The sequence below is a fragment of the Streptomyces sp. NPDC047880 genome, assembly GCF_040706515.1.
In the GTDB taxonomy this organism is placed as follows: Bacteria; Actinomycetota; Actinomycetes; order Streptomycetales; family Streptomycetaceae; genus Streptomyces.
In genome coordinates this window covers 66,241-85,185 of the sequence record NZ_JBEZOK010000029.1, presented here as the reverse complement: position 1 = coordinate 85,185, position 18,945 = coordinate 66,241, and the positions used below count along the sequence as shown (strand labels likewise).

The 18,945-nt window shown below is 72.3% G+C and carries 16 protein-coding genes and 1 tRNA gene; 10 read left to right on the top strand and 7 right to left on the bottom strand.

Annotation, left to right across the window (positions count from 1 at the left end; genetic code table 11):
* Positions 1-24: 24 nt before the first annotated feature.
* A complete protein-coding gene (locus tag AB0937_RS32780) occupies positions 25-723 on the bottom strand; it encodes a ScbR family autoregulator-binding transcription factor (protein ID WP_366716904.1) in 699 nt (232 codons plus the stop codon).
* Between the two features lie 366 nt (positions 724-1,089).
* On the opposite strand from AB0937_RS32780, the gene AB0937_RS32775 reads away from it, so the two are divergent.
* Together AB0937_RS32775 and AB0937_RS32770 are read left to right on the top strand one after the other, a co-directional pair.
* The gene (locus AB0937_RS32775) at positions 1,090-2,187 is read left to right on the top strand and encodes a ScbA/BarX family gamma-butyrolactone biosynthesis protein (RefSeq protein ID WP_366716903.1); all 1,098 of its coding nucleotides are present in this window, start codon (positions 1,090-1,092) and stop codon (positions 2,185-2,187) included.
* Positions 2,184-3,107 (top strand): NAD-dependent epimerase/dehydratase family protein, encoded by a 924-nt coding sequence (locus AB0937_RS32770; RefSeq protein WP_366716902.1) that lies wholly within the window; start codon positions 2,184-2,186, stop codon positions 3,105-3,107. Before AB0937_RS32775 ends, AB0937_RS32770 begins: the two co-directional genes overlap by 4 nt.
* Here the strand turns inward: AB0937_RS32770 and AB0937_RS32765 are convergent, their stop codons facing one another.
* The 5 genes from AB0937_RS32765 to AB0937_RS32745 all read right to left on the bottom strand — a co-directional run bounded on the left by AB0937_RS32765 (position 3,108) and on the right by AB0937_RS32745 (position 8,223).
* A complete protein-coding gene (locus AB0937_RS32765; RefSeq protein WP_366716901.1) occupies positions 3,108-4,400 on the bottom strand; it encodes a cytochrome P450 in 1,293 nt (430 codons plus the stop codon).
* 121 nt (positions 4,401-4,521) lie between these two features.
* Positions 4,522-5,304: a ScbR family autoregulator-binding transcription factor gene (locus tag AB0937_RS32760; protein WP_366716900.1), complete on the bottom strand. Its 783-nt coding sequence runs from the start codon at positions 5,302-5,304 to the stop codon at positions 4,522-4,524.
* 163 nt (positions 5,305-5,467) lie between these two features.
* Entirely contained in the window at positions 5,468-6,205 is a 738-nt protein-coding gene (locus AB0937_RS32755; protein ID WP_366716898.1) for a VOC family protein, read from the bottom strand.
* 97 nt (positions 6,206-6,302) lie between these two features.
* On the bottom strand, positions 6,303-6,962 hold the full coding sequence (locus AB0937_RS32750; protein WP_366716967.1) for a response regulator transcription factor: 660 nt from the start codon (positions 6,960-6,962) through the stop codon (positions 6,303-6,305).
* A complete protein-coding gene (locus tag AB0937_RS32745) occupies positions 6,952-8,223 on the bottom strand; it encodes a sensor domain-containing protein (protein ID WP_366716896.1) in 1,272 nt (423 codons plus the stop codon). Before AB0937_RS32745 ends, AB0937_RS32750 begins: the two co-directional genes overlap by 11 nt.
* Before the next feature lie 156 nt (positions 8,224-8,379).
* Here AB0937_RS32745 and AB0937_RS32740 point away from each other — a divergent pair, with 156 nt between their 5' ends.
* The 3 genes from AB0937_RS32740 to AB0937_RS32730 all read left to right on the top strand — a co-directional run bounded on the left by AB0937_RS32740 (position 8,380) and on the right by AB0937_RS32730 (position 12,137).
* The gene (locus AB0937_RS32740; protein WP_366716894.1) at positions 8,380-9,105 is read left to right on the top strand and encodes an ABC transporter ATP-binding protein; all 726 of its coding nucleotides are present in this window, start codon (positions 8,380-8,382) and stop codon (positions 9,103-9,105) included.
* Entirely contained in the window at positions 9,099-11,537 is a 2,439-nt protein-coding gene (locus tag AB0937_RS32735; RefSeq protein WP_366716892.1) for an ABC transporter permease, read from the top strand. The genes AB0937_RS32740 and AB0937_RS32735 overlap by 7 nt, the downstream gene beginning before the upstream one ends.
* 66 nt (positions 11,538-11,603) lie before the next feature.
* Complete coding sequence (locus AB0937_RS32730; RefSeq protein WP_366716890.1) at positions 11,604-12,137, top strand: helix-turn-helix domain-containing protein; 534 nt, start codon at positions 11,604-11,606, stop codon at positions 12,135-12,137.
* Between the two features lie 108 nt (positions 12,138-12,245).
* On the opposite strand, the gene AB0937_RS32725 is transcribed toward AB0937_RS32730, so the two are convergent.
* Positions 12,246-12,329 (bottom strand) — tRNA-Leu (locus AB0937_RS32725).
* 472 nt (positions 12,330-12,801) lie between these two features.
* Between AB0937_RS32725 and AB0937_RS32720 the strand changes: the two genes are divergently transcribed.
* From AB0937_RS32720 to AB0937_RS32700, 5 genes are all read left to right on the top strand, one after another.
* The gene (locus tag AB0937_RS32720) at positions 12,802-13,662 is read left to right on the top strand and encodes a DUF3662 and FHA domain-containing protein (RefSeq protein WP_366716888.1); all 861 of its coding nucleotides are present in this window, start codon (positions 12,802-12,804) and stop codon (positions 13,660-13,662) included.
* Between the two features lie 10 nt (positions 13,663-13,672).
* Positions 13,673-14,185 (top strand): FHA domain-containing protein, encoded by a 513-nt coding sequence (locus AB0937_RS32715; RefSeq protein ID WP_366716886.1) that lies wholly within the window; start codon positions 13,673-13,675, stop codon positions 14,183-14,185.
* Positions 14,186-14,325: 140 nt separating this feature from the next.
* Positions 14,326-15,885, top strand: coding sequence for a Stp1/IreP family PP2C-type Ser/Thr phosphatase (locus AB0937_RS32710; protein WP_366716884.1), 1,560 nt, complete (start codon positions 14,326-14,328; stop codon positions 15,883-15,885).
* A 22-nt stretch (positions 15,886-15,907) separates the two neighbouring features.
* A complete protein-coding gene (locus AB0937_RS32705) occupies positions 15,908-17,365 on the top strand; it encodes an FtsW/RodA/SpoVE family cell cycle protein (RefSeq protein ID WP_366716883.1) in 1,458 nt (485 codons plus the stop codon).
* Positions 17,362-18,840, top strand: coding sequence for a penicillin-binding protein 2 (locus AB0937_RS32700; RefSeq protein ID WP_366716882.1), 1,479 nt, complete (start codon positions 17,362-17,364; stop codon positions 18,838-18,840). The genes AB0937_RS32705 and AB0937_RS32700 overlap by 4 nt, the downstream gene beginning before the upstream one ends.
* Positions 18,841-18,945: the final 105 nt, after the last annotated feature.

Genomic DNA, 18,945 nt, shown 5'->3' with positions numbered 1-18,945 from the left:
CGGCACCGGGCCTCGCGGCAGTGCTCACGCCCCCGAAGCCACGGTCGTCTGCGCGGGCACGGCGGCCCGGGCCGGCACGGCCGCACCCTCCTCCGTCAGCACCTGCGCCAGCACCCGCTCGGCCCGCTCCACCGAGATGTCGAGCCGGGCCAGCACCGCCGGCACCGTGATGCTGGGCAGGAAGTGCTCGAACAGCACCACGACCCGGCGCTCCAGATCCTGCCGCTGGCAGCGCAGCTGGGACAGCAGCTGCACCCCGGAGAAGCTGCCGACCAGCAGCTCGGCCGTCTCCGCCACGTCGACGTGCTGGAGCAGTTCGCCCCGCGCTTTCGCCTCGGTCAGCATCTGCGTGTTCTGGTCGATCCACATCCGGAAGGCCGGGGTGCGGTCGAGGTCCATGGCCCCCTGGTCGAGGGCGAGCCCCACACTGGCCCGCACCAGCGGTTCGGACCGCAGGCGACGGGCCATCACCAGACCGGAGTCGACGAGTTCCTGGAGCTTGCTGGTCTGCGGCGGGAGCGTGATCGCGAGCTGCTCCTCGAACACCCCCACCGCCAGCTCCTCCTTGGAACCGAAGTGGAAGTACAGCGCGCCCTTGGTGACGCCGGCCCGGTCCAGGATCTCGCCGATGGTCGCCGAGGTGTAGCCGCGTTCGTCGAAGACGGCCGCTGCCGCCTCCAGGATGGTCCGCCGGGTGCGGATCGCGCGCTCCTGTCGCGCCATCGGATGCCTCCTGATCTCCGTCGATCCCTGTGAAGTCGCTGTGTGGCGAGGGCGCGAGAGCCTGTTCCAGCGGCTTGGTTCACCCTTTGAAAAAAACCGGCTCGTCCGTATCTTAGTCAAGCGTCGACCGCGGCCAGGCAGCCGATCCTGGGGGTTCTCATGCCGCAGACAGGGCCTTTAAGCCCACTCACGGAGGATCAGACCGGACGTGAGGGCAGTCCGGCAAACGCAACGGCTACGACCGTCGAGAACACGCCACAGAACACCGCCCTCCGAGAGCGGCGGGTACAGGCGATCCCGGCAGCGACCGGCACACCCCCGTCCGCCCTCTCGGCCCCGTCGGCCCACTCACCAGCGAACGAACCCATGTCACCGACCCGCACCACCGAAGCACACCCGACCACCGAAGCACGCCCCACCACCGAAGCACGCCCCGCCACCGCAGCCCGCCCCACCACCGAAGTCCGCCCGCCACGGTCCGCGACCCCTGCCACCGGCCGATCCGCACCACAGATCCCCGTCACCGAACGTGCCGTCACCGAACGCCCCACCCCCCGCTCCCACACCGCCGTCGTCACCAAGGAACTCGCCCATCGCACCGCTGAGACGGACGTCTTCCCCACCCGGTGGACCCGAATCTCCGACAGCCGCTTCCACTTCACGGGGCACTGGCCGGCCGACCACCCCTTCTTCGGCCCCGTGGACGACCGTCACCAGGACCCGATGGTCGTGGGCGAAACGTTGCGGCAGGCCTCGATGGTGCTCGCGCACGCCGAGTTCGGTGCCCCGGCCGACACGCACTTCGTCATGTGGGACATGACGGTCCACGTCGACCCGGCCGCACTCCTGCTCGCGGACGCCGCCGAACCCGTCGAGTTCGACGTCGTGTGCTCCGAGGTCCGCCGCCGCGGCCGCGGGCTGCGCAGCATGCGGACCACGATGGAGTTCCGCCGCGCGGGACGTCTCGTCGCCCGCGGCACCGGAAGCACCGGCTGCACCCCACCGCGCGCCTACCGCCGTCTGCGCGCGGGCAGGCTGCACGCCCTGGACATACCGGTGCCGCTCCCGGCGGGCATTGCGCCGCGGACCGCGGGCCGGGCCCGCGCCGAGGACGTCGTCCTCGCTCCCGGCGACCGCCCCGGCGTCTGGAACCTGCGCGTCGACACCGGTCACCCGGTGCTCTTCTCGCGCCCCAACGACCACGTTCCCGGCATGGTCCTGTTCGAGGCGGCCCGCCAGGCCGCGACCGCCGCGTCGGGCCTGCACCCGTTCCTGCCGCTCAGGATGACGGCGGAATTCGCCCGCTACGCCGAACTGCACAGCCCGTGCCGGATCGAGACCGAGGTCGTCGACGAGCGTCCCGGGGAGGTGACCGTACGGGTGTCGGGGCGGCAGGACGGCGAGCCGGTCTTCACCGCCGACCTGACCTCCGCCCGCCCCGCGCGGGTACGGTCCCTGTCGTGACGCTCAAGATTCTGATCACCGGCGCGAGCGGCTTCGTCGGCGGCCGGGTCGCCGCCACGGCGAAGCGGCAACCGGGCGTCCGCGTACGCCTGTTGTCCCGGCACGCACCGCCCGGACCCGAGTACGTGCACGGCGACCTCTGTGCCCCGCCCTCCCTGCGCGGCGTCTGCGCCGACACGGACGTCCTGGTGCACTGCGCCACGCGGGTCGGCGGCGACGCCGAGACCGTCGAGGCGGTCAACGACCACGGCACCCGGGCCCTGGTCGAGGAGGCCGTGCGCGCCGGAGTGCGCCGGATCGTGTACGTCAGTACGGCCGCCGTGCAGGGCCGGGGCCCCTTCCGCGGCGTGCGCCCCGGGGAGGTGCCGATCGCACCCGCCTCGCCCACCAGCCGCACCCGGGCCGCCGCCGAACGGTACGTCCTCGACGCGGGCGGCCTGGTGCTGCGCCCGCACCTCGTGTACGGCGAGGGCGACCGCTGGGTGATCCCCGGGCTGGTGTGGCTGATGAACGAGCTGTCGGCCACCCTGACCGGCTGCGAGGCGCTCCAGTCGATGATCGACGCCGACACCCTGGGCCGTGCGGTGGTGGCCGCCGCGCTCTCCCCGGCACCCGGCGGCGGTGTGCACCACGTCGGCCACCCCGAGCCGGTGCCGGTTCCGGACCTGCTGGCGGCCGTGTGCCGGGAGCTCGGGGACCCCGGCGGCGGCGCGGCCGTGGACGTCGCCACCGCCCTCGACCGGGCCGCCGGGTCACCGCTCGCCCTGCATCACCTCGGCATGCTCACGGTCGACCACTGGTTCGTGGACGACACGTTCTGGAAGACCTTCGACTGCTCGCCCGGTGAGGGGTTCACGGCCGCCTTCCCCCGCGCGGTGCCCTGGTACCGCGCTTTCCTCCAGGGCCGGAAGGTCTCCTGATCACTCCGGCGCCGCCTCCGGCTCCCGCTCGGACTCCGGTCGCGGGCCGGGGCGCCGGCCGTGCAACAGCACCGGCAGTTCCTCGTGGCCGGTGGAGATGATGGACCGCAGCCGCTTCGGCGGACACGACGGATCGGCCAGGGCCAGCCGCGGGAAGCGCGCGAACAGCGACGTCAGGGCCACGGTCGCCTCGGCCATGGCCAGGGGCCGGCCCAGGCAGTGGTGCACCCCGTGGCCGAAGGACACGTGGTCGCGGCTGGTGCCGCGGGTGATGTCGAACCGTTCGGCGTCGGGCCCGTGCCGCTCGGGGTCGCGCCCGGCACCGGCGAAGGAGACCACCAGCGGGTCGCCCTTGGCAATGGTCAGGCCCGGCTCGATCTCGATGTCCTCCACGGCGTAGCGCAGCCCCGACATGGCACCCGGCGCCTCGAAGCGCAGCGACTCCTCCAGGGCGTCCTCCCAGGTCGCCCGCCCGGAGCGGACGAGGTCGAGCTGCCCGGGGTGGGCGAGCAGGCTGTGCACGGTGTTGTCGATGAGGTTGACCGTGGTCTCGAAACCCGCGGTGAGCAGCAGGATCAGGTTGTCCATCAACTCCTGCTCGCTCAGGGCACCTTCGTCGCGCGCGGCGATCAGCGCCGTCGTCAGGTCGTCGGCCGGGTGTTCGCGCTTGTGCTGGAGGAAGGCCGTCAGCGTGCCGTAGAGGTCGACGGCGTTGGCCTGCGCGTCCTCCAGGGAGATGGCCGTGTCGAAGAAGCGGTTGATGATGCGGTAGAGGTCCGCGCGCGGGCCGTCCTCGCCGCCCGGTACGCCGAAGAGCTCGCACACCACCTCGTGCGGGACGGGCGCCGCGAACGCCGCCCGCAGGTCCACGACTTCGCCGTCCGGGACGCGTTCCAGTGCGTCCAGCGCCTGGTCGACGATCTGCTGGACGCGTGGCAGCAGCGCGTCGACGCGGCGTTTGGTGAAGGCGGCGGCCATCGGTTTGCGCAGCCGGCTGTGGTCGGAGCCGTAGGCGGTGACCATGTTGCGCACCGAGACCCAGATGGCGAGCGGCCAGGTGCGGGAGATGTCCCCGTTGATCCAGGCCGGCCAGTGCTGGAAGGCGTCCTTGCTCGTCTCGGGGCCGGCCAGGAGCCGTTTGTTCAGCTCCAGGCCGTTGATCCACCACGCCCGTACGCCGCCGGGGAGTTCGACCTCCACGGCCGGGCCCTGGTCACGGATGCGGGATATCTCGCCGTACAGGTCCTGACCGGACGGGTCGATCGACAGGAAGGGGCAGGCGGGCTGAGTCATGGCTCATCGCTCCTCGGTCCAGATGCTGGGAGACCATCGTGCGATCAGCGCGCCCGAAAAACTTGCCATCCGGTTTGTTTCGGTCACGGCTCGGCAGCGTGCTCGACCAGGGGGCGCGTCCCTACCGCAGCGCGAGCCCCACACCGCACGCCTGCGCCCGGACGCCCGGAACGTCCGATCCGCTCCCCACCGGCGCCGCTTCCGCCGACCCACCGGCCGTCGGCCCACTTGCTGCCGGCCCACTCCCCGCCGACCCGCTCCCCGGCGATCCACTCGGTCCACTCGCCGCCGATCCGCTCCCCGCCGGATCCAGCGCTCCGGCCAGGCACGGTGCCGCCAGGCACGGCAGCAGCAGGTGCCACAGATCGGTCAGCGAGGGCCGGGCGAGCCAGTCGCGGTCGTCCCGGGCCAGGACCTCGATACCGGTCGTGGCGGCGAGGACGACGGCGCCGGTGCGCTGCGGTGTCACACCGGCGGCGAGTTCGCCCCGCCCCTCCGCCTCGGCCAGCAGCCCCTGCACGCACTCCCGCCATTCGCGGCGCAGGTCCCGCGTCCGCCCGCCGTGACCCTCGGCGTTCAGCCGCAGCCCGGCCCGCACCACCACGTCGGCGCACATCAGCCGGGCGACGTGGTGGGTGACGTCCACGAGCCGCTGCAGAGCGCTGCCGCCGGCGTCCCGGCCGTGCCCCGCCGCCTCGTGCAGGGCACCGGCGGCCGCGTGCTCGACGGCCTCGGCGACGGCGGCCTTGTTGGCGAAGTGGAAGTGCAGCGCGCCGGAGCTGACGCCGGCACCCGCGCTGATCTGCGCCAGGCAGGCCCGGACGTATCCCCGGGCCTCGAACTGCTCGGCCGCGGAACGGATCAGCGCGAGACGGGTCCGGACGGCCCGGTCCTGTTTGGTCACCCGTGGCTCCCCTGCAGGGCTCTGATGGCGACGCAATGAAACCAACTCGCTGGTTTTAATACAACGTGCGCACCACGCAAGGCCCTTGGAAGTGCTCCTCGGGCCGTCCCGTACGGGTGCGCACTGCCGTACCGCCGTGCGAAAGGACCGGACGCAGTCCCCGTCAGCCCCGGCCGAGCACGCAGAACTCGTTGCCCTCCGGGTCCGCCAGGACGGCCCAGGGGACGTCGCCCTGCCCCACATCGGCCCGGGTTGCGCCGAGCCCTTCGAGCCGGGCGACCTCCTTCGCCTGGTCCTCGATCGGGTCGGGCCTGACGTCGAGGTGGACGCGACCGGTGACGACCCGGTCGTCCGGCGTGCGGCGAAACTCCAGGTACGGCCCGACCCCCTCGGCGGAGCGCAGCAGGGCGCGGTCGTCGGTCAGTTCATGGACGGTCCAGTCGATCGCCTCTCCCCAGAACCGGACCATGACCCGCGGGTCGGCGCAGTCGACGACCACGGCGGCGATGGGCCCGGTGTCGCGGTAGAGCTCCCGCGGCTCCAGGACGCTGAAGACGTTGCCCTCCGGGTCGGCCAGCTTCGTCCACGGCACGTCACCCCGACCCGGGTCGACGGGGGTCGCCCCGAGGTCCTTCAGGCGTGCGACCAGCTCCGCCTGATGGGCGTCCGACGTGGTGGCGAGTTCGAGATGGACGCGGTACCGCACCGACTCCGGGTCCGGGACGCGGACGAGATCGACGCAGACGGCGGACGGGTCAGGCCAGTCGAAGCCCACCGGTTCCAGGTTGGTGACCCCGGGGCCCTCGCTGGAAACGCCCCAGCCCAGCACGTCCGCCCAGAACCGGCCGAGCGCCGAGTCGTCCCGGGCCTTGAAGTTCACCTGAACAAGTTGCAGCGTCATGCGTGCACCCTATGGGCGGGGCTGCCGGTCCGTCAGACCCTCGGATCCGCCTCGTCGGGCCCGCCGATACGCCCGTCAGGCCCGCGGAAACGCCCCGTCAGGCCCGCAGATACGCCAGCACGGCCAGCACCCGGCGGTGGGTGGCGTCGGCCGGGGGCAGGTCGAGCTTGGTGAGGATGCCGGAGACGTGCTTGCCCACGGCCGCCTCGGAGACGACCAGTTCGCGGGCGATCGCGCTGTTGGACCTGCCCTCGGCGATCAGCGCCAGCACCTCCCGCTCGCGCGGGGTGAGCCGCTCCAGCGGGTCGCGGCGGCGGCGCAGCAACTGCCGTACGACCTCGGGGTCGACGACCGTGCCGCCCTCCGCGACCTCGCCGAGCGCCTCGACGAACTCCTCGACCTGGCCGACGCGGTCCTTGAGCAGATAGCCGACGCCCGTGCCGTCGCCCGAGTCCAGCAGCTCGGCGGCGTACCGGCGCTGCACGTACTGGCTGAGGACCAGCACGGGCAGCGTGGGCCGCTCCTGGCGCAGCCGCACCGCCGCGTGCAGGCCCTCGTCCTGGAAGCCGGGCGGCATCCGCACGTCCGTCACGACCACGTCCGGGTCGTGCTCCCCGACGGCCGCGACCAGCGCACCGGCGTCCCCCACGGCCGCGACGACCTCGTGCCCGCAGCGCTCCAGCAGTCCGACGAGCCCGTCCCGCAACAGGACGCTGTCCTCCGCCAGGACGACCCGCAGCGGCCGCTCAACTCGCAGGGTCACAAGGGATCTCCACACACAGCAGGGTCGGTCCGCCGGGCGGACTGGACAGGGAGAGTCTGCCATCGAGCACCGACACCCGGTCGGCGAGTCCGGTCAGCCCGCTGCCCTCCCCGGCCCGCGCCCCGCCGCGCCCGTCGTCGCGTATCCGCAGCAGCAGCCGACCGTCGCGGTGCTCCCCGCTGACCTCCGCCCGGCCGGCCCCGCTGTGCCTGCCCACGTTGGCGAGCGCCTCGCACACCACGAAGTACGCGGCGGCCTCCACCGCCGGGGAGAGCCGTCCGGGCAGCTCCAGGCCGACGTCCACGGGCACGGCCGAACGGTCGGCCGCGTCGGCCACCGCCGCTTCCAGACCGTAGTCGGCGAGGACCTTGGGGTGGATGCCGCGGATGAGCTCGCGCAGCTCCGCGAGGGCCGTGCCCGCCTCCTGGTGCGCCTTGGCGAGCTGGTCGGCGAGCGGGCCGGGCGGGGCGTCGAGGCGAGCCAGCCCGAGCGTCATCGTCAGGGCGACGAGCCGCTGCTGCGCCCCGTCGTGCAGATCGCGCTCGATCCGCCGCCGCTCCGTCTCGAAGGCGTCCACCAACCGCACCCGGGAGCGGGCCAGTTCGATCACGCGGGCCCCCAGCTCGGCCTCCCGCGGCGCGATCAGCAGCCGGGCCAGCCCGGCCCGGGCCCCGGCCACGACACCCAGCAGACAGCCGCCCAGGGCCAGCAGCACCAGCCCGAGGACTGCCCAGCCGACGGCAGCCGGCCAGCCGGTGACCAGCCACACCTTGAGGACCTTCGCCTCACCGAAGAGGGCCAGCTGCAACGGCGTCGCCACCACGGAGAGCGGCCCCGGCAGCAGGACGGCGAACGCCAGGGCGTCCACCGGCCACAGCAGCCCCGCGAACAGCAGGGCGTGGCCCAGCTCCCGCCAGGTGGCCCGCTCCCGCAACCGCGTCACCAGCCAGGCCCGCAGCCCCGGCTCCCCGGGCTCCTCGTGCGGGCCGGGCGCCGGCTCCTCGTCGACCAGCCGCAGCCGGTAGCGCTCCAGGGCCGCCACCGGAATCCCCGCCAGGGCCGTCCCGAGCAGCAGCGGCAGCCCCACCAGCGCGAGCGCGAGCACCCCGCCGGCCACCGCCCCCAGCACGATGCCCACCAGCACGACCACGCCGGTGACCGCGCCGGTGAGCAGGTAGGCCGCCGACCTCCAGGGCCACGCCGACAGCAGGTAGCCGGGGCGGGACAGGGCCTGCCACACGTTCCGAGGATGCATGCGGATCACCGTAGGAGCCGCCCGGTGCCGCGGCCATGGGCGCAGGCAGAGGCCCGGGGGTATGCCTGGCCCTACCCCGGGTCTAGGCCCTGCCGCAGTGCGCCGGCCCGCCCCCGCCCGGTTTCGTGGAAGCGACACCGACACCAGGGGGAACCCATGACACACGACGCCGTCCGGCTGGACTCGCTCACCAGGAGATACGGGCCCCTGACCGCACTCGACGCGGTCTCGCTCGCGTTCCCCGCCGGGACCCTCACCGCCGTCATGGGCCCCTCCGGCTCCGGCAAGTCCACGCTGCTCCGGTGCGCGGCCGGCCTGGACCGGCCCACCTCCGGCTCGGTCGCCGTGGGCGGCACCGAGCTGACCGGGCTGAGCGAACGGCGGCTGACCCTGCTGCGGCGCGAACGCGTCGGGTTCGTCTTCCAGGCGTTCAACCTGCTGCCCTCGCTGACCGCCGAGCAGAACGTGGCCCTGCCCCTGCGCCTGGCCGGCCGCCGCGTCCCCACGGCCCGGGTGCGCGAGGCGCTCGGTCAGGTCGGGCTCGCGGACCGGTCCCGGCACCGGCCGGCCCAGCTCTCCGGCGGCCAGCAGCAACGCGTCGCCCTGGCCCGCGCGTTGATCACCCGGCCCGATGTGCTGTTCGCCGACGAACCGACCGGCGCCCTGGACACCCGCACCGGCCGTGAGGTGCTCGGCCTGCTGCGCGGCATGGTCGACCGCGAGGGCCAGACGGTCGTCATGGTCACGCACGACCCGGTGGCCGCCGCGTACGCCGACCGTGTCGTCTTCCTCGTCGACGGCCGTGTGAGCGGCGCGTTGACGGGCGCCGACGCCGAAACCATCGCCGGCCGCATGACCCGTCTGGAGGCCGTGCCGTGCTGAGCGTCACCCTGCACACCCTGCGCGCCCGCTGGGCCACCTTCACCGGCAGCTTCGTCGCGCTCTGCCTGGGCGTGGCCCTGCTCACCGTGATGGGCCTGGCCCTGGCCTCGACGCTCACCGCCCCGGAGCGCGCCCCCGAACGCTTCGCCGCCGCGCCGGTCGTGGTCAAGGGGCAGGACACCCTGCGGGTACCGACCCCGATCGGCGTGCGCGCCTCCCGGCTCGCCCACCCGCGTCCGGTACCGGCCGCGACCGTCGCACGGCTGCGGACGCTGGGCCCGGTCGTCGAGGACCGCTCGTTCCCCGTCCGGGCACCCGGCGCTCCCGCCGGCCTGGTGGGCCACCCCTGGTCCACCGCCGCGTTCGCCCCGTACGACCTCGCCACCGGCCGGGCCCCCCGCACGGCCGGCGAGGTCGCCGTCACCGGCGACTGGGCCCGCCCGGGCCGGTGGATCCACACCGACGCGGGCACCGTACGCGTCGTGGGCACGCTGACCCCGCGCGGCTTCGAGAACGCCGTGTTCTTCGCGGACGCCCGCGCCGCACAACTGCGCCCGGCGGCAGACCAGTTGGTCGTCGCGGCCGACCCGGCGTCCGTACGCGCGGCGGTGGGCGACAGCGCCCAGGTGCTCACCGGCACGGCACGCCGCCTCGCCGATGCGAACCCGGACCGGGACCGTGAGGCGCTCACCGCCATGAACGCCCTCTTCGGCACCGCCGGCGGCGTCACCGCGTTCGTGTCCGTGTTCGTCGTGGCGTCGACCTTCGCCTTCGCGGTCGCCCAGCGCCGCAGGGAGTTCGCCCTGCTGCGCACCGCCGGGGCCAGTCCCGCGCAGCTGCGCCGGGCCGTCCTCGCCGAGGCCCTCGCCGTCGGTGTGCTCGCCTCGGTGGCCGGCTGCGCGCTGGGCTCCTACGGGGCGCCGCTGCTGGCGGCCCGGGTGGCCGAAGAGGGCCTCGCCCCCGCCTGGTTCACCATCGGCGAGCACACCTGGCCCTACCACGCCGCCTTCTGGACGGGCCTGTTCGTCGCCCTGTGCGGAGCGACCGCGGCCTCCTGGCGGGCCGGCCGCACCGCCCCCGCCGAGGCCCTGCGCGAGGCCGCCGCCGACAGCGGACCGCTCACCCGGGGACGTCTGTTCTGCGGCACGGCCCTCCTGCTCGTCGCCGCCGTGACCCTGGCCCTGTCCCTCACCACCGACCCGGGCGACCTGCTCCACCGCAAGACGTACATCAGCCGCCCCATGCTGCTGATCACGGCGGCCGCCCTGCTCGCCCCCCTCGTCCTGCGCCCCCTGACGCGCCTGCTGACCTGCCTGCCCTCGGTCCTGGGCACCGTGGTCCGCGAGAACACCGCCACCGCGGTGCGCCGCACCGCCGCCCTCGCGGCCCCCGTCCTGATCACGGTCGCGCTCGCCGGTTCGCTCCTGGGCGCCACCGCGACTCTGGACCAGGCGAAGTCCACCGAGACGAGCGAACGCACCACCGCCGCCTTCGTCGTCACCCCCGCCGCCGGGCAGGGCTTCGACGCCGCCACCCTGGACAGGCTGCGTGCCGTGCCGGGCGCGCGGATCTCCCCGACGTCGTCGACGGCCGTGCACGTGCTGGAGGACGGGGTGGCCCTGATCCGCTCCGAGGCCCGCGCCGCGATCCCCCGCGATCTGGCGGCCACCACCCGCCTGCCGCTCGGCGCCGGCGGGGTGAGCGACCTCGACGACGACTCGATCATCGTCAACGAGGAGTGGGAACGGCACCGGGTGGGCGACCGCGTCCGGGTCTGGCTCGGCGACGGAGCCCCGCGCACCCTCCGCATCGCCGCGGTGATGCCCACCGGCACGGGCGGCAACGGCGTCTACGTCACCCCGCGCAACGCCCCGGGCGCCACGGTCGACCGCGTGGACGTGGCCCTGGAGCACGGCACCACCCCCGGGGCCGTGGCCACCGCGCTGCGCGAGGCGGCCGGTCCGGGAGGCGCGCGGGTCCTCACCCGGGACGCATGGCTGCACGCCAACCAGCCCGAGACCAACCGCACCACCCGCCTCGGCCTCCTCATGGTCCTCGGTATCGCCCTGCTCTACACGGGCATCTCCGTGGCCAGCACCACGGTCATGGCGGCCTCCGACCGGGCCCGTGACCTGGCCGTGCTGCGGCTGGCCGGAGCGACCCGCCGGCAGGTGCTGCGGCTGACCGCGGCCGAGGCCCTGACGGCCGTCACGGCCGGCGTGCTGCTCGGCCTGCTGGTCACCGGCGTCAACCTGGCCGGCATGGGGGCCGCCCTCGCCCTGCTGTCGGTGCCGTCCGCCGTCACCCTCCCGTGGCAGGCCCTCGGCGCGACGGCGACCGCCTGCGCCCTCCTGGCCGTGGTCAGTGCCACGGTCCCCGCCGCCCTCGCCCTGCGCCGCCGCCCGGCGGACCTGGCGGGCATGCGCGAGTAGCGCCCCGGCCGGAAGGGCCGATCTCATCATGAGACCGACAAGGCGGCCGCCTTCTACAGTGAACCCATGCGACGGACCTCGTTCGGCACCTGGCCCTGCTCGATCGCCCGCACCGCCGACATCCTGGGCGACGCCTGGACCCTCCTGGTGCTGCGCGAGGTCTTCTACGGCGAATCCCGCTTCGACGGCTTCATCAACACCCTGGGCATCGCCCGCAACACCCTCACCGACCGGCTGCGGCGCCTGGAGGCCGAGGGCCTGCTGCACAGGCGCGTCTACCAGAGCGACCCGGTCCGTCACGAGTACCTGCCCACGGACAAGGGCCGCGACTTCTTCGGCGTGCTCGCCGCGATCAACGCCTGGGGGGACCGCTGGCTGGCCGACGACGCGGGCGCCCCCGTGGTCCTGCACCACCGGCCCTGCGGCCACGACACCGAGGCCCGGGTCGTCTGCTCGGCCTGCGGCGAGGTACTGCACCAGCGGGACATGAGCGCCCGCACCGGCCCCGGCTACCCGCCCCGCCTCCTCGACGACCCGCTCGTCCGGGAACGCTTCGCACCGGGGCGGACCTTGGGGGACGGCCCGGCCGAACAGGCCTGAGAGCTTCCTCACACGGCACGGCTGCACGGCTCCGGGCCCGGCCCGAGACGGCACATCCGGACACACGAAGAACGGGCGGCATCTGATCGATGCCGCCCGTTCCGACGGTGCGCGAGGGGGGAGTTGAACCCCCACGCCCTTGCGGGCACTGGAACCTGAATCCAGCGCGTCTGCCTATTCCGCCACCCGCGCATTGGGTGTGTCCTGGGCGTCTGCCCCGTTGGGGCCGGCGCCTTCCGACACCCAGAACATTAGCACGCTGGAAGGGGTGGGTTCACATCCCTTATCCCCGCAGGCAGACCCGCCGGCGAACGGTCGATGTCCCTGCCACGTATCAACCCGTACCGGTTCACGTATCAACCTCGTACCGGTACCCGCCGTCTCCGCAGGAGGAGGCGGGGTCCACAGCCAGGTGCGGGACACTGGTCTTCAGCCGCCTCTACGATCCTTGTCAGGCATACCGGAGGCGGATACGCGCAGCAGTAACACCGGAGGAGTTCGAAGACGAGCTCCACAGGGAACTTCGTCATGCGTCGACACCCGTCGGCGGGGCTGACAGGGGGAACCAGCCGATCGAGCGGCGCGTGGATACGATCAGTAAGCAGTACCAGCCAAGCGGTCCGCAGGGCAGTACACAGGACGGCAACGACGGAGGAGGTGCCCCATGGGAGTCCTGAAGAAGTTCGAGCAGCGTCTCGAAGGTCTGGTCAACGGCACCTTCGCCAAGGTGTTCAAGTCCGAGGTCCAGCCCGTGGAGATCGCGGGAGCTCTCCAGCGTGAGTGCGACAACAACGCCACCATCTGGAACCGCGACCGGACGGTCGTCCCCAACGACTTCATCGTCGAACTGAGCACACCCGACTTCGAGCGGCTCAGCCCCTACTCCGGCCAGCTCGGCGACGAGCTCGCCGGCATGGTGCGCGACTACGCCAAGCAGCAGCGCTACACCTTCATGGGCCCGATCAAGGTGCACCTGGAGAAGGCGGACGACCTCGACACCGGCCTGTACCGGGTGCGCAGCCGTACGCTCGCCTCCTCCAGCAGCCAGCAGGGCGGCCCGGGAGGCGGCGCCGCCGCGCCCGCGGCCCCGCAGGGCGGACGCCCCGGTGGCTACGGCTACCCGCCGTCCGCCGCACCCGCCGGCGCCCCGCCCATGCCGGCCGCGCCGCCGCCCGGCGGCCGCCCCGGCGGTTACGGCTACCCGCCCGCCGCGAGCGCCCAGCGGCCCCCGGCCGCGGGCGGACGCACCCGCCACTGGATCGAGATCAACGGCACCCGCCACCAGATCTCCCGCGCGACGCTGGTGCTGGGCCGCAGCACCGACGCCGACGTGCGGATCGACGACCCCGGCGTCTCCCGCCGGCACTGCGAGATCCGGACCGGAACGCCCTCGACGATCCAGGATCTCGGATCCACCAACGGCATCGTGGTGGACGGGCAGCACACCACCCGCGCTACGCTCCGCGACGGCTCGCGGATCGTCGTGGGCAGCACCACCATCATTTACCGGCAAGCCGAAGGGTGAAGCGGGGGCAATGTCAGAGCTGACCCTCACGGTCATGCGGCTGGGTTTCCTGGCCGTACTGTGGCTGTTCGTGATCGTGGCCGTGCAGGTCATCCGCAGCGACCTGTTCGGTACGCGTGTCACCCAGCGCGGATCGCGCCGCGAGGCAGGCCGGCAGCAGCAGGCCGCCGCCCGCCAGGCGCCGCCGCAGCAGCGCCAGCAGCCCACCGGCGGCCGCCGGGGCCGTAACGCCCCCACCAAGCTGGTCGTGACCGAAGGCACCCTCACCGGCACCACGGTCGCGCTCCAGGGCCAGACCATCACCCTGGGCCGGGCGCACGACTCGACGATCGTGCTGGACGACGACTACGCCTCCAGCCGCCATGCCAGGATCTACCCGGACCGCGACGGCCAGTGGATCGTCGAGGACCTCGGCTCCACCAACGGCACGTACCTGGACCGGTCCCGGCTGACGACTCCCACACCGATTGCGCTGGGCGCGCCGATCCGCATCGGCAAGACCGTCATCGAGCTGCGGAAGTAGTGCTACATCATGGATAGGCGCGAGCGGAGCGAGCACGCAGTGGCGGGCCCCACCCCGGCCCCCCGCGCGCTCCCGACCGGAGGGTGGGCAGTGTGGCTCGACACGACCGGCTGTACCCGGAGCCGACAGGCGAGGTGCGCATGAGTCTGTCACTGCGCTTCGCGGCCGGATCGCACAAGGGCATGATCCGGGAGGGCAACGAGGACTCCGGATACGCCGGCCCGCGCCTGCTCGCCATCGCCGACGGCATGGGCGGCGCGGCGGCCGGTGAGGTCGCCTCCTCCGAGGCCATCTCCACGATCGTCGCCCTCGACGACGACGTCCCCGGCTCCGACATCCTCACCTCGCTCGGCACCGCGGTACAGCGCGCCAACGACCAGCTGCGCTCCATGGTCGAGGACGACCCCCAGCTGGAAGGCATGGGGACGACCCTGACCGCCCTGCTGTGGACGGGCCAGCGCCTCGGCCTGGTCCACGTCGGCGACTCGCGCGCCTACCTGCTCCGCGACGGCGTCCTCACCCAGATCACCCAGGACCACACCTGGGTGCAGCGCCTGGTCGACGAGGGCCGCATCACCGAGGAGGAGGCGACCACGCACCCGCAGCGCTCGCTGCTGATGCGCGCCCTCGGGTCCGGCGACCACGTCGAGCCGGACCTGTCCATCCGCGAGGTCCGCGCCGGCGACCGCTACCTGATCTGCTCCGACGGCCTGTCCGGCGTGGTGTCCCACCAGACCCTGGAGGACACCCTCGCCAGCTACCAGGGCCCCCAGGAGACCGTCCAGAACCTGATCGAGCTCGCCCTGCGCGGCGGCGGCCCGGACAACATCACGGTCATCATCGCCGACGTCCTCGACCTCGACACCGGCGACACCCTCGCGGGACAGCTGTCCGACACCCCCGTCGTGGTCGGCGCCGTCGCCGAGAACCAGCACCAGCTGCACGACAACGGCATCATGCAGACCCCCGCGGGCCGCGCCTCCGGGCTCGGCCGCCTCGGGCACGGCCGCGGCGGCGGGAGCGGCGAGTTCGGCCCGCCCGGCTCCGGCGACACCACCGGATACATCCCCGCGGACGGCTTCGACTACGGCGACGACGACTTCACCAAGCCCCGCCGCAAGAAGGGCCGCTGGCTGAAGAGATCCTTCTACGGCGCGCTCGCCCTGGCCGTCGTCGGCGGCGGTCTGTACGGCGGATACCGCTGGACGCAGACGCAGTACTACGTCGGCGCCGAGGACGAGCACGTCGCCCTGTACCGGGGCATCAGCCAGGACCTGGCCTGGGTCTCGCTCTCGAAGGTCCAGAAGGACCACCCCGAGATCGAACTCAAGTACCTGCCGCCCTACCAGCAGAAGCAGGTCAAGGAGACGATTCCCGAGGGCGGGCTCAAGAACGCCCAGGCGAAGATCCAGGAACTGTCGGTGCAGGCCTCCGCGTGCAAGAAGGAGGCGCAGCGGCGCGAAGCCGAGAGCAAGAACAACTCCAAGACCGGCGAAGGCGAGGCCGGGGGCACCACGGGAACCACTCCCGCCTCCTTCACGTCCAAGGCCACACCGACACCGAACCCGTCCAGCCCGTCGGGTTCACCGTCGGCCCCGGAGAAGTCCACGCCCCCGACCACGACCGCACCCACCCCCAGCCCCGGCCCCAGCCTCTCGGAGGAAGAGCAGAAGGTCGTCTCGCTGTGCGGTAAGCAGTAGCCGTGAGAGGCCCTGTCACACGATGAGCGGTACGAATACGTCGCCCTCGGCGACGCACCACACGTCCACGATCGGCGCCATCGGCGCGCCGAGCCGGCGCAACACCGAGCTCGCACTGCTGGTGTTCGCCGTCGTCATCCCGGTGTTCGCCTACGCCAACGTCGGCCTGGCACTCCACGACTCGGTGCCGCCGGGCCTGCTGAGCTACGGGCTCGGGCTCGGTCTGCTCGCGGGCGTCGGGCACCTCGTCGTCCGCAAGTTCGCGCCGTACGCGGACCCGCTGATGCTGCCGCTGGCGACCCTGCTCAACGGGCTCGGGCTGGTGGTGATCTGGCGGCTGGACCAGTCGGAGAAGCTGCAGGCGAGCAGGACCTTCGTCGAGGCGGCACCGCGCCAGCTGCTGTACTCGGCGATGGGTGTCGCACTGCTGGTGGTCGTGCTGATCTTCCTGAAGGACCACCGGGTCCTCCAGCGGTACACCTACATCTCCATGGCAGCGGCCCTGCTCCTGCTCGTGATGCCGCTGATCCCCGGTCTCAGTGCTCCGACGTACGGCGCCAAGATCTGGATCAAGATCCCCGGCCTCGGCACGCTCCAGCCCGGTGAGTTCGCGAAGATCGCCCTGGCGGTGTTCTTCGCCGGCTACCTCATGGTCAAGAGGGACGCCCTGGCCCTGGCCAGCCGCCGTTTCATGGGGCTGTACCTGCCGCGCGGCCGTGACCTGGGTCCGATCCTCGTCGTCTGGGTGATGTCGATCCTGATCCTGGTCTTCGAGACCGACCTCGGTACGTCCCTGCTGTTCTTCGGGATGTTCGTCATCATGCTGTACGTCGCCACCGAGCGGACCAGCTGGATCGTCTTCGGTCTGCTGATGTCCGCGGTCGGCGCGGTCGGCGTGGCGAGCTTCGAGCCGCACATCCAGACGCGTGTCCAGGCCTGGCTCGACCCGATGCGTGAGTTCGAGCTCTCCCGTGCTGCCGTCCAGGACGGCGTCGTCCACTCCGAGCAGGCCATGCAGGCGCTGTGGGCCTTCGGCTCCGGCGGCACCCTCGGCACCGGCCTGGGGCAGGGCAACTCCGACCTCATCGGCTTCGCCGCCAACTCCGACTTCATCCTCGCCACCTTCGGCGAGGAGCTGGGGCTGGCGGGCGTCATGGCGATCATGCTGCTCTACGGTCTGATCGTCGAGCGCGGCGTGCGTACCGCCCTCGCGGCCCGTGACCCGTTCGGCAAGCTGCTGGCCATCGGCCTGTCCGGTGCCTTCGCCCTCCAGGTGTTCGTCGTGGCCGGCGGTGTGATGGGCCTCATCCCGCTGACCGGTATGACGCTGCCGTTCGTGGCGTACGGCGGTTCCTCCGTGATCGCCAACTGGGCGCTGATCGGCATCCTGTTGCGCATCAGCGACACCGCCCGCCGCCCGGCCCCCGCCCCCGCCGCCAACCCCGACGCCGAGATGACCCAGGTGGTCCGCCCGTCATGAACAAGCCCCTGCGCCGGATCGCGATCTTCTGCGGCCTGCTCGTTCTGGCACTGCTGATCCGCGACAACTGGATCCAGTACGTCCAGGCCGACGAGCTCCGGACCAACAAGAACAACCGACGCGTCACCATCGAGCGTTACGCCTCCCCCCGCGGCAACATCATCGTCGGCGGAAAGGCGATCACCGGCTCCGCCGAGTCGTCGGGCAGCGACTTCAAGTTCAAGCGCACCTACAAGGACGGCCCCATGTGGGCGCCGGTCACCGGCTACGCCTCGCAGGCCTTCGGCGCCACGCAGCTGGAGAACCTCGAGGACGGCATCCTCACCGGCAACGACGACCGGCTGTTCTTCCGCAACACCCTCGACATGCTCACGGGCAAGAAGCAGCAGGGCGGCAACGTCGTCACCACCCTGAACGCCGCCGCCCAGAAGGCCGCGTACAACGGTCTCGAGAAGCAGGGCGGCAAGGGCGCCGTCGTCGCCCTGGAGCCGTCGACGGGCAAGATCCTCGCCCTGGCCTCCTACCCGTCGTACGACCCGTCGTCCTTCGCCGGGAACTCCACGAAGACGGACAGCAAGGCCTGGACGAAGCTGCAGAAGAAGAACAACCCCGCCGACCCGATGCTCAACCGGGCACTGCGCGAGACCTACCCGCCCGGCTCCACCTTCAAGGTCGTCACCGCGGCCGCGGCGCTGGAGGACGGCAAGTACACGACCGCCGACGGCAAGACGGACTCGCCGGACCCGTGGGTCATGACGGGCACCAACACCAAGCTGCCCAACGAGGGCAACATCCCCTGCAAGAACGCCTCGCTGCGGGTCGCCCTCCAGTACTCCTGCAACACCGTGTTCGGCAAGATCGGCGCCGACCTGGGCAACGACAAGATGCTGGACATGGCCAAGAAGTTCGGCTTCGACGAGGAGCACTTCACGCCGGTCCGCGCCAACGCCTCGGTCTTCTCCGACGACATGAACCCCTCGCAGACCGCGCTGTCGTCCATCGGCCAGTTCAACACCGCCGCGACCCCGCTGCAGATGGCCATGGTCGCCTCGGCCGTCGCCAACGACGGCAAGCTGATGAAGCCGTACATGGTCGACGAGCTCCAGTCGCCCGGCCTCGACCCGATCCAGAAGACCGACCCCGAGGAGCTGAGCCAGCCGCTGTCGCCGGACAACGCGCAGATCCTCCAGTCGATGATGGAGACGGTCGTCGAGAAGGGCACGGGCTCGAACGCCAAGATCCCCGGTGTCACGGTGGGCGGCAAGACCGGTACCGCCCAGCACGGCGTCGACAACAGCGAGAACCCCTACGCGTGGTTCATCTCCTACGCCAAGGGCGACGACGGCAGCTCGCCGGTCGCGGTGGCGGTCGTCGTCGAGGACGACAACGCCGTCCGTGACGACATCTCCGGCGGCGGCCTCGCGGCGCCGATCGCGAGGAACGTGATGGAGGCGGTCATCGACAGCAAGAAGTGACCCCGCTCACGCCTGCTTCACATCGGTGCACGTTGCGATACCGGTCCTGTATCGGCTGACGGGCTTGGCCAGGTCACACAAAGCGAGCCGGGTACGGTAGGCCCG